This window comes from Microvirga sp. HBU67558 (assembly GCF_018069605.1).
GTDB classification, from domain to species: Bacteria; Pseudomonadota; Alphaproteobacteria; order Rhizobiales; family Beijerinckiaceae; genus Microvirga; species Microvirga terrae.
Map to the genome: position 1 here is coordinate 1 of NZ_JAGPUP010000426.1, position 10,821 is coordinate 10,821.

Annotated in this window: 7 protein-coding genes and 2 pseudogenes; 4 read left to right on the forward strand and 5 right to left on the reverse strand. The window is 58.6% G+C overall.

Features of this window, described 5'->3' with window-relative positions; all coding sequences use genetic code 11:
* Positions 1-86 precede the first annotated feature (86 nt).
* The gene (locus KBI52_RS04165; RefSeq protein WP_210805550.1) at positions 87-1,319 is read right to left on the reverse strand and encodes an IS110 family transposase; all 1,233 of its coding nucleotides are present in this window, start codon (positions 1,317-1,319) and stop codon (positions 87-89) included.
* A 249-nt stretch (positions 1,320-1,568) separates the two neighbouring features.
* Here KBI52_RS04165 and KBI52_RS04170 point away from each other — a divergent pair.
* Positions 1,569-1,760: pseudogene (locus KBI52_RS04170) on the forward strand (DDE-type integrase/transposase/recombinase); the annotation flags it as partial.
* Positions 1,761-1,916: 156 nt separating this feature from the next.
* Here the strand turns inward: KBI52_RS04170 and KBI52_RS04175 are convergent.
* Positions 1,917-2,405 carry an Lrp/AsnC family transcriptional regulator gene (locus KBI52_RS04175; protein ID WP_210805554.1) on the reverse strand — a complete coding sequence of 163 codons (489 nt, stop codon included), beginning with the start codon at positions 2,403-2,405 and terminating at the stop codon, positions 1,917-1,919.
* 120 nt (positions 2,406-2,525) lie between these two features.
* Between KBI52_RS04175 and mdeB the strand changes: the two genes are divergently transcribed.
* The 3 genes from mdeB to lpdA are packed head-to-tail and all read left to right on the forward strand — an operon-like array spanning position 2,526 to position 8,263.
* On the forward strand, positions 2,526-5,201 hold the full coding sequence (gene mdeB / locus KBI52_RS04180) for an alpha-ketoglutarate dehydrogenase (RefSeq protein WP_210805556.1): 2,676 nt from the start codon (positions 2,526-2,528) through the stop codon (positions 5,199-5,201).
* A gap of 31 nt (positions 5,202-5,232) precedes the next feature.
* Positions 5,233-6,534, forward strand: coding sequence for a dihydrolipoyllysine-residue acetyltransferase (aceF, locus tag KBI52_RS04185; protein ID WP_210805558.1), 1,302 nt, complete (start codon positions 5,233-5,235; stop codon positions 6,532-6,534).
* A gap of 10 nt (positions 6,535-6,544) precedes the next feature.
* The gene (gene lpdA / locus KBI52_RS04190; RefSeq protein ID WP_210805560.1) at positions 6,545-8,263 is read left to right on the forward strand and encodes a dihydrolipoyl dehydrogenase; all 1,719 of its coding nucleotides are present in this window, start codon (positions 6,545-6,547) and stop codon (positions 8,261-8,263) included.
* Between the two features lie 899 nt (positions 8,264-9,162).
* Here lpdA and KBI52_RS04195 read toward each other — a convergent pair.
* From KBI52_RS04195 to KBI52_RS04205, 3 genes and pseudogenes are all read right to left on the reverse strand, one after another.
* Positions 9,163-9,594, reverse strand: coding sequence for a glutathione S-transferase family protein (locus tag KBI52_RS04195; RefSeq protein ID WP_210805562.1), 432 nt, complete (start codon positions 9,592-9,594; stop codon positions 9,163-9,165).
* 404 nt (positions 9,595-9,998) lie between these two features.
* Positions 9,999-10,622, reverse strand: coding sequence for a 2-hydroxychromene-2-carboxylate isomerase (locus tag KBI52_RS04200; RefSeq protein WP_210805564.1), 624 nt, complete (start codon positions 10,620-10,622; stop codon positions 9,999-10,001).
* Positions 10,623-10,722: 100 nt separating this feature from the next.
* Positions 10,723-10,821: pseudogene (locus tag KBI52_RS04205) on the reverse strand (amino acid ABC transporter ATP-binding protein); the annotation flags it as partial.

The window sequence follows — 10,821 nt, forward strand, 5'->3', positions numbered from 1 at the left end:
TCACACCCGAACAGGCCGAGCGGAAATTGAGCTAACCCAGTGTCCGCGCAAGCGGGGGAAGATCAGTTGCAACCCTGCCGTGCAGCTTAGGATTGTCGCACCTCATTGGCGGCCCCCGAGCACCCCGTCGGTGATCGTTGTTTCCAACTGGCCACAAACCGCCGGTAAGCTTCCTCGGCCTGGCCGACCATCTCCCGCTCTGCCTCACGCACAGCCTTGTTGCCATACGCGGCCGCCGGTCCTTTTTGCCGGCCACCCCGGTGCGATGGATATCCCGCTGCCAGTTCCAAGTAGCGCAGTTTCCACTGCAGCAGCGCCGGCCGGCTCCAGGTGTAGTCTTCATCTTTGCTCAGCATGTGCCAGACGATCACCGCCAGCTTGCGTGCCGTTGCTACGGCCGCCACCGACTTGCCGCGCTTGTTCCTGATGCGGATGAAGAAGGCCCGCAGGGGGCCTGGTACGCCGGAGATCACCCAGGCTGCCTCGACCAGCATCGAGCGGGCGTGGGCCCGTCCCTGTTTGCTGATGCGCCCATGGTAGGCGGGCTTATCGCCTGATTGCCGCACCTTCGGATTGAGGCCGAAGTAGCTCACCAGCTTTTGCGGCGAGGAGAAGCGTGTGATGTCGCCGATCGCTGCCAGGACGCTCATGGCCACCGTGGCATTCACCCCCGTGATCGTCATCAGCCGTCTGACCTGCGGATCATCGAGCGCCTTTTGGGCGAGGCTCTTGTCCAGCTCCGCGAGCTCGGCCCCAAGCCGATCCAACTCACCGGCATGGCGCAGGATCACTCGGCGCTGATCCTCGGCGAGCGGAAGGGCCTCCAACCAGGCCCTTCCGCGTTTCGAGAACAGGCTGCCTTGATAGGGTGGGATCAGGTGAGCGTGCAGAACCGAGTGGATCCGGTTCTTGAGGCGGGTCATCTGCGCGACCAGCTGGGTGCGTTCGGCCGTGACACAGCGGCGGGCCTCGGTCTCCTCGTCCGGCATCCAGACCTCGGGTAGGAACCCGCTGGCATGGAGCTTCGCCAGCACGCGCGCGTCAATCTTGTTGGTCTTGACCTTAGCCCAGGCGATCACCCGCACCAGGTTGGGATTGGCAATCACCACGCGTGCCACGAACGGCGACAGCAGGCGCACGATGGCGCTGGTGTTGCCGGTCGCCTCTAGGACGACCTCATCATTGGGCCTCAGGGTCTTGGCAAAGTGCAGCAGGCGGCTGCGTTCGAGCTCGATCTTGCCGGCATCCCGGATAACTCCCTTCTCCAGGATTGCCATCTGGGCAAAGGAACGATGGACATCGAGAGCAATGATCCTCATTTCCGGCTCCTGTGGCTTAAGCAACTTCGGGAGCCAGTGGGCCACACGACAACTACGGATCCGCGCTCGCAGCGCACCCGGGCCAGTCGAAGGGGCGGCTAGATTAATAACACGAGCTCTCAGCTCACAAATACATTCGGCCTGCCCACCTTCCGTGCTCCCGACACCCCTATCCCGGTACGCCGAGGATACCTGATCCGTCAGCCTTCAGAAACCTGAATGGAGGTGTCGCGCCTATTCATGCCCGATAATAACGTCCTTGAGGCGGATCACGGCGCGCTCAAGCGCGTCATCCGGCCGACACGCGGCTTCCGGACCATGAAAACCGCCGCCGCAACTCTAATGCGCTTTGAAATCATGCGCATGATCCGCCGCGGTCATTACAACAAGCGGGGACGTCGAGCGACAGGCGAAATACGCCTCTTCGGTCTTGCTGCCTGAGCGGCCTGTTTGACGGGGTTCGTTATGCCCTTTCAAGTTACTACAACAGTGCCGTGAAACCTCGGCGATCCGCAACAGCCGCGAACGTGCTGAGGAGGTCGATCTCAAGATCTGGATACTTCATCATCGTGTCCTCCAAAATACTTCAGATACGACCTAATGATCAGGCCAAAGCTGATCGATCGGAAGCGCCGTTTTGTATTTGACCTGCTTCAATGCGAAGCTGGATCTAATGCTAGATACCTCCTCAATTTTCGTTAGCTTATCTAAAACAAAATTCCGCAAAGCGACAGTGTCAGTAACTACAACCCGAAGTAAATAATCAGCATCGCCGGACATTAGGTAGCACTCCATCACCTCAGGCAGACCTATTACTACCTTCTCGAAATTCTCTAAGTTTTTTTCATTCTGACTCTTTAGAGATATTTGAATAAATACACTAATGGTGCTCCCGATGTTTTCTGGATCTAGAAGGGCTACATACTGACTGACAATGCCTTTCTCTTCGAGTTGCTTCACGCGGGCAAGGCATGGAGATGGTGACAACCCAACTCTGCTCGCCAACTCCACATTTGAAATCCTACCCGCCAACTGCAGCTCCGTCAGGATTCGTCGATCGGCTCGGTCAATGGAGTTTCGCAGCATTTTATATCTCCAAAACACGAGAACGAAGCATATCATGCTGACACAATGATTCAAGTTGGTATGTTCAGCAGGACATTCTGGCCAGGCCCTGTTAGCCTCTTGCGTACTAGGAGTATTAGAATGTCTGAAAGTATCAAGCGGGATAGTTTCGACGGTTCGCGCGATATCGACCCGAACGAAACAGCTGATTGGCTGGAATCTCTGGAGGCGATGACGCGGCGCGATGGAGCAGATCGCGTCAAATTTGTTCTGACTTCGCTAGACCGCCGGGCGCGCGAGCTAGGCGTCCTTTCCGACACTCTTCCTTACTCGCCCTATCGCAATACAATCTCGCTCGACAAACAGCCACCTTTCCCTGGCGATCTTGTCATGGAAGAGCGGATCACCTCGATCATCCGCTGGAATGCGCTCGCCATGGTGGTCAGAGCGAACCGGGCTTATGGCGATCTCGGTGGGCACGTCGCCAGCTACGCGTCAGCCGCGGAGATCTTCGAGATTGGCTTTAACCATTTCTTCCGTGGCGGCGGAGAGCAGGGCAAGGGTGACCTCGTCTTCTTCCAGCCGCACTCGGCGCCCGGTGTCTATGCGCGGGCTTTCCTGGAAGGGCGGCTTTCCTCCGAGAACCTCGCCTATTATCGCCAGGAAATCACCGGGCCAGGGTTATGCTCATATCCCCATCCCTGGCTGATGCCGGACTTCTGGCAGTTCCCCACAGGTTCGATGGGCATCGGCCCTATCAGCGCGATCTATCAGGCTCGCTTCATGCGCTATCTCCGTGATCGGGGTGTGCTCGATACTAACGAGCGGCATGTTTGGGGTGTGTTTGGCGATGGCGAGATGGATGAGCCGGAGTCGGTCGCGGCCTTGTCTCTCGCCGCCCGCGAGAATCTCGACAACGTGACCTTCATCATTAACTGCAACCTGCAACGGCTCGACGGCCCGGTGCGAGGTAACGGTCAGATCGTCCAGGAGTTAGAATCCATCTTCAAGGGTGCCGGCTGGAACGTCGTAAAGGTCCTGTGGGGCTCGGAGTGGGATGCGATCTTCGTCCGCGATACCAACCACAGCTTGTTGAAGCGCTTTGCTGAGACGGTCGACGGGCAATACCAAACGCTCGGCGCAAAAGATGGCGCCTACAACATCGCGCATTTCTTCGATGCCGATCCCGAGGTTAAGCAGCTTGTCGCACACATGTCCGATCAGGATATCGATCAACTGAAGCGCGGCGGGCACGATTTCCGAAAGCTCTTTGCCGCTTTCCAGAAGGCGAAAGATTGCAAGGGGCGCCCGACCGTCATCCTAGCCAAGACCAAAAAGGGCTACGGTATGGGCCGCGCTGGCGAGTCGAAGATGACGGCACACCAGGCCAAGAAGCTTGATGTCGACGCGCTCCTGGCATTCCGCGACAAATTTTCTCTGCCGCTTTCGAATGCCGACGTCGAAAACCTCGAATTCCTCAAGCCCGCCGACGAGTCGGCTGAGATTTCGTACTTGAAATCCAGGCGTGAGGCACTGGGCGGATACCTTCCGGTTCGCAGAACGGCTGCGAAGCCTTACCCGGTGCCGGAGATCGAGAGCTATGCCGAGTTTGCCCTCAGGGCTGGTGGTAAGGAGATGTCGACGACCGTCGCCGCGGTGCGCCTGTTCAGCATGCTCCTCAAAGACAAGGAGTTGGGCCCGCGCATTGTGCCAATCGTTGCCGATGAGGCCAGGACGTTCGGAATGGACAACCTGTTCCGACAGGTCGGTATCTATTCGCCGCTCGGTCAGCTCTACGAGCCCGAAGACGCCGGGACAATGTTGTATTATAAGGAGTCGAAGGACGGCCAACTACTTGAGGAGGGCATCACGGAGGCGGGAGCGATCTCCTCCTGGGTGGCCGCAGCGACCTCGTACAGCGTGCATGGCGAGCCCATGCTGCCTTTTTACATCTATTATTCGATGTTCGGGTTTCAGCGGATTGGTGACCTGATTTGGGCCGCTGCCGACCAGAGGGCGCGCGGATTCCTGATCGGAGCTACAGCTGGTCGGACGACGCTGGGCGGCGAGGGTCTCCAGCACCAGGATGGCAGCAGCCACCTGGTGGCGTCGACCATCCCGACTTGCCGCGCATACGATCCGGCGTATGCCTACGAGATGGCCGTCATCATCGACCATGGCTCCCGGCGGATGATGGAGGAGGGCGCCGACGAGTTCTTCTACGTCACTGCAATGAACGAGGCCTATGCGCAGCCTTCGATTCCTGTTGGTATCGAAGGCGACATCATACGCGGCATGTACAAGCTTTCGGGCCCCTTAGATGCTCCGGCTGCCGTTCGTCTACTAGGATCAGGTGCGATCCTGCCGGAGGTCGTTGCCGCCGCGGAACTACTGAAGAGCGACTGGAACGTTGAGGCCGACATCTTCAGCGTTACCAGCTTCAGCGAGCTTGCACGCGAAGCGCGCGAACTGGAGCGCCAGCAGATCTTCCGAGGAGCCGGTTACGGCAAAAGCCACGTCACCAGACTTTTGGAGGGCTCTGCTCCGATTATCGCAGCCACCGACTATGTCCGAGCCTATCCCCAATTGATCGCATCTTATGTTGGTGCGCGGTTCATCACGCTCGGCACGGACGGATTCGGCCGCAGCGATAATCGTAAGGCGCTGCGCAGCTTCTTCGAAGTTGATCGCTATTATGTTGTGTTGGCAGCCCTATCGAGCCTAGCCGCGGAAGGTGCAATTGCCTCAGAATCAGTCGGTCAGGCCGTTTCAAAGTATGACCTGACCGTCAACGAAGCTGCGCCTTGGTCGCGCTGAGTCAGCAAAGTCGATAGAGGAAGGCGCGGCCATGGCTGCCAGAAAAATAATTGAGCTACCGGATATCGGCGATTACAAGGATGTCCCCGTCGTTGAGATCCTGGTTAAGCCAGGAGAGGCTGTGAAGGCCGATCAGCCCATTATTACGCTGGAATCCGACAAGGCGACCCTTGAGGTTCCTGCTCCATCGGCCGGTCGGATTGTGGAATTTCTCGTCGGGCTTGGCTCGAAGGTCTCCACGAGCGATGCTGTAGCAATCCTTGAAATAGACGATGCTGACGCTCCGGCAACGCAGGCGTCCGCCACCGACACCGCACCCACGCTCCCCGCGTCGAAGGCCGAAGCCGAGCGGCAAGCGCCGGTCACTACAGCGCCTAAGGTGGAACCTGCGGCCGCCGCTTCCGCAGCTCCCGTGCCGGCCGGATTGCAGTCGATCCACGCAACGCCATCAGTTCGCGGCTATGCGCGCGAGCTTGGTGTCGATCTTTCGAAGGTCTCCGCCACAGGCCGGAAGGGACGCATTCTGCGGGAAGACGTCCAGGCGTTCGTCAAGAGCCGCCTGTCTGGGTCGATTTCCGGAAATGCGGAATCCATTTCGGGCGCCCCGCTGCCGCCCATGCCGACGTTCGACTTCTCGAAATTCGGAGAGATCGAGCGCGAGCCGCTGTCCCGCATCCAGCAAATCTCGGGTGCAAACCTGCACCGCAATTGGCTGCATATCCCCCATGTGACCAATTTCGACAATGCGGATGTGACTGAGCTCGAAGCGTTGCGGACGGCGGTCAACAATGAGCGGAGGGATCCGCCGGTGAAGCTCACGATGGTGGCCTTCCTTATCAAGGCGTCAGCGCTTGCCCTGCGGCAGTATCCGCGCTTCAACAGCTCGCTCGACGGGACGAGCTTAGTGATGAAACGCTATGTGCATGTCGGTTTCGCGGTCGACACGCCAAAGGGGCTGATGGTTCCGGTGATCCGCGACTGCGACCGAAAGGGTTTGATCGAAATCGGGAGCGAAATGGCAGCACTTTCCGAAAAGGCCCGCCAAGGCAAGCTGGCCCCTGCCGATATGGAAGGGGGCTGCTTCTCTGTCTCCTCGCTTGGAGGTATTGGTGGCGCTGGGTTTACGCCGATCATTAATGCTCCTGAGGTTGCGATCCTCGGGGCCGCTCGCTCTCAGACGCAGGCAGTTTGGAACGGCACGGCGTTCGAGCCGCGTCTGATCACTCCCATTAGCCTGTCGTGGGATCACCGGGTGGTCGACGGGGTCGCCGCTGCACGCTTCCTCGGCCACGTCGCGGCACTGTTGGGCGACTTCCGTCGCGCCCTGCTTTGAGGTATCTGCGATGGCAACGAAAATTCATGTGCCCGATTTGGGCGACTATAAAGACGTGTTGGTCGCTGAACTCTTGGTTAAGGCGGGTGACACGGTTTCAGTCGATCAGCCCCTGGTCGCTATTGAAAGCGACAAAGCGACCATAGAAATTCCATCGCCTGTTGCTGGGCGTTTGCTGTCCTTGGAGGTGCAGCTCGGCGATCGCATCAGCACATCCTCGTTATTGGCTATTGTTGAGGAGGCCGGTGGAGCGGCAGGACCCGAGCCCAAGGTGTCGCAGCACGAGTCCGCGTGCGCAAAGCCCGCTGGCGGGCTGGTCACCGAGCGATACGACCTCGTGGTGATTGGCGCGGGTCCTGGCGGCTACTCGGCGGCGTTCCGTTCCGCTGACTTGGGATTGCGCGTCCTTCTCGTAGAGAAGCAGAGCGTTCTGGGTGGCGTCTGTCTGAATGTCGGCTGCATCCCTTCCAAGGCGTTACTGCACACCGCTGCCGTTGTCGAGGAAGCAGGTCGCATGGCTTCCCACGGAATCACCTTCGCGGCCCCCAACATTGACCTGGAGAAGCTCAGAGCGTCGAAAGATCACGCCGTGAAGCGGCTGACCGACGGTCTTGGCCAAATGGCGAGGATGCGCAAAGTCGAGGTGCTCACCGGTACGGCCAGCTTTGCAGGACCTGACAGCCTGACGGTCGAGGAGGCTCGGGGCGCGAAGCGGGAAATCGCTTTTGCGAAATGCATCGTGGCCGCCGGATCCTCGCCGATCCACCTACCTTTCCTGCCCAAGGATCCGCGTATCGTGGATTCCACGGGAGCGCTAGAGCTCCCCTTCATCCCCAAGCGGATGTTGGTAATCGGAGGCGGCATCATCGGAATGGAAATGGCGACCGTCTACAGTGCGCTTGGAGCCCGAATCGATGTTGTCGAGCAATTCGACGGATTGCTCGCTGGGGCTGATCGCGACCTAGTGGCAATCTGGCAGAAGCGTAACACTCACCGCTTTGATCGGCTGATGCTTTCGACGCGACTGGAATCTGTGACCGCCACCGAGGGCGGGCTGCTTGCAACGTTCGCAGGAGCCCAACACGAACCGAAGAACTACGATCTTATCCTCCAGGCCGCTGGGCGGCGGCCCAATGCAGAAAGCCTGAACCCGGCTGCAGCCGGCCTCGAATGTGAAGGCGGCTTCATTTGCGTCGACAAACAGATGCGCACATCGAATGAACGTGTCTTCGCAATTGGCGATATCGTCGATCAGCCGATGCTAGCGCACAAGGCGGTACACCAGGGGCATGTCGTGGCGGAAGTAATCGCTGGCAATAAGGCGGGCTTCGATGCTCTTGTTTGCCCGTCGGTGGCCTATCTCGACCCGGAGATCGCCTGGGTTGGAATGACAGAGGATGCAGCCAAGGCCTCAGGGACCACAGTCGAAGTGGGGCGCTTCCCTTGGGCTGCTTCCGGCAGGGCGATCGCGAACGGCGTTGATTACGGCATGACGAAACTCCTGTTCTCGAGGGAGACAGGTCGGATTGTTGGTGGTGGCGTCGTGGGTGCCGGAGCAGGGGACCTGATCGGTGAAGTCTGCCTTGCCATCGAAATGGGTGCTGATGCCCAGGATATCGGTAAGACAATCCATCCCCATCCAACCTTCACGGAAACGATCGGGATGGCTGCTGAGGTGGCGTCTGGCGTTTGTACCGATCTCCCCCCACCTAAGCCGCAAAAGAAGTAAAGAGGCACTGCAAAGTCGCGCTAAAGAGGCACTGTGCCTTCTTATATGGGCCCACATGTCAGTCAAGTGCTGTTCGCTGGTGTCGCTACGACGTCCAAGATTGAGCCCAATGGTGTTTCTGAGAACCGCTCGTCGGCATCACTGTATATCCGGTTGGGCCATAGCCCAGACCATTGTCTCATGTGGCGGAGCAGGATCTAAGGTGAGCGCGGCCATTCATTTCTGCGTGATAGTTTCAGCTAAGGGACAAACGCGGTCGCACTCCCGTTCGACGTCTCGCGCTCCCGCTCCAGCGCGCATTGAGGTTCAGGGCTTCACGGCAACATCGGCTGGAAGGGCGCCTGTTTCGACATAGCGCCACAGCAGGGTCAGCAGCTTGCGGGCCAATGCCACAATCTCATTGCGTCTGACCCGGCCGGAGCCGAACCGACACGGCTGAGGAACCAGACCGCCAGCACACTGTCAGGCTGAATGCACAGATTAAGCCGGGCAAGTTCGATCAGCGCCTCGCGAGCGCGGGCGCTGGCGTCCTTGGTGATGCCCGGCTCGCGCGACCGGCAGTCGCCCGCAAGCGGACTGTGGATCAGACTGGCATAGGCGGCACAAGGCGCCGACACGCATAACATCGGTAGAACACCTCCTTGGTGAGGACCGTGGCAATCTCAGGGCCGATACCCCTCTCTGCAGGAGGGGAGCCAAGCTTGGACGAGTCCTCTGCTCGTGCCGCCTCTTCTGTATCGCGCATCATCTCGACCTTTGCCAGGTGCCACAGCACGAGTTCAAGCCAATCGACCTAAAGGGCGACTTCCGCAGAAGGAAGTCGCCGCATCGTACTGCCCGGGATCAAGTCAAAGTCCAGGCGGCGCCTTGCGGAAGCAAGAATGCGCCAACTGCCGATCTCAGAGCATCTCAACCGTAGATTCGTTTAGCTCTGGATGTCCCGAGATTAATGGGCTGTAGTTTGGAAGACTCTCGAAGCGCTGAAGCCACTTCCCAACAGCTGGCATCACCTCAAGGTCAATCCCTCCGATTCTGGCCAGACGGGTGTAAGGATAGACGACTACGTCGGCGACGCTGGGATGTCCTGCAGTAGCGAGCCAATCGCTGTCGCTCAATTCGCTCAGACGGTCATTGAGACAGCCAAGCGCTTGGCCGGCTTGCTGCTCCCAGCCCTTTACCATCTGCGGATCGACGAACCTGTGCGGATGAAGAGCACGATGAAGTCGCAACTGTGCCAGCGGGAGCATGAGGGACGATTGTTGAAACGAAATCCATGATAGCACGTCCGCCTGCTCGAAGCGGTCCTCAGACCACCATGACGTGCCGACCACGGGTAATGCAGGATCGCTCCGGGTTCGGTGATGGTTCGGCCGTCTGCACACTGGGGAACTGGCACCTGCCGGAAGCGGCTGACCGACGCGAAACCTGGCGATCGCTAATCCCCTGGACGATAGAAAAGGTTCTTCGTTCGAGCGGTATCCCAACAAAGCTTGCTAGAAGGCGCACCTTCCAGACGTTGCCCGACCGTTGGGTATCGTAGAGACGCATCTACACTCATGTGCCACCTTGTCGCGAGACGCCCGGAAGGCCGCGCCTCACGACGCTGAAAGCTTGAGCTTCGAAGCGGCTCTGCATTTCCAGAAGCGCGGCTCCAGCTCGAGAAGGCGTTGTGCCATGCACTTCTTACGCGATTCACTGTTGCCTGGGAAAAAGCCCGAAGACTCGTTTCAGGGGATCAGAAGGATAAGGATTTCATGCGCGAGGCAATGACTGCCTCTTCAAGAAATTCGAGGCGATCCTGTCCCCAAAAGATGTCACCCTCAAAGAGGTAGAAGGGCGAGCCAAAAACTCCTCGTTCAATCGCCTCGTCTGAATAGCGCCAGAACTCTCTTTGGATCTCCTGCGACGCTGCCCGTTTAAGCAAATCATCGACATTCTTCAGGCTGCGTTTGCCGATCTCAAGCAAGGCCTCCGCTTGGGAGACATCGACCTCCTCGACCCACACCGCTTTTAAAATATCGTGGCTGACCTGTTCGACATCCTGCCCGTCCCGCTTCGCAGCGATGATAAGACATGAAGCGAGGTCCTCATTCGTAGTCCCATGCTTTGGGGGGACGTTGATCGGCATGCCGAGCTTGCGTTGCCAGCGGCGGAGCTCAGCCAGCCGATAATCCTGGCGTTGTTTTGAACGATCGCCGAGCAGAATTCCGCCTGTCTTCGCATATACATAAGGCATCTTGACCGGAAAGTAATTGATGGCCACATCATGCCGCCTTGCCATCGCCGCGAGCCGCGGACCGCCGAAATAGGCCCAGTCAGACAAAACCCAAAAGTAATAATCGATCTGTTTTGTAGCCATGGTTTTCTCCATGAAGTACCGGCGAATATCTTCAATCGGATAGCGCTCAGGGCGCCGTCCAAAATGATCAGGCTAAGTAGCTGAACGTGAACGGCGTCGCTCAATGCAAGATCTGGGACAGGAAGAGCCTGGTGCGCTCGTGCTGCGGATTTCTGAAGAACTCGTCGGGTGTGTTCATCTCGACGATCTGTCCGTAATC

Excerpts from the sequence above, each read along its gene's own strand:
- KBI52_RS04165 (WP_210805550.1), bottom strand. The coding sequence starts at position 1,319 with ATGAGGATCATTGCTCTCGATGTCCATCGTTCCTTTGCCCAGATGGCA.
- KBI52_RS04175 (WP_210805554.1), bottom strand. The coding sequence starts at position 2,405 with ATGCTGCGAAACTCCATTGACCGAGCCGATCGACGAATCCTGACGGAG.
- mdeB (WP_210805556.1), top strand. The coding sequence starts at position 2,526 with ATGTCTGAAAGTATCAAGCGGGATAGTTTCGACGGTTCGCGCGATATC.
- aceF (WP_210805558.1), top strand. The coding sequence starts at position 5,233 with ATGGCTGCCAGAAAAATAATTGAGCTACCGGATATCGGCGATTACAAG.
- lpdA (WP_210805560.1), top strand. The coding sequence starts at position 6,545 with ATGGCAACGAAAATTCATGTGCCCGATTTGGGCGACTATAAAGACGTG.
- KBI52_RS04200 (WP_210805564.1), bottom strand. The coding sequence starts at position 10,622 with ATGGCTACAAAACAGATCGATTATTACTTTTGGGTTTTGTCTGACTGG.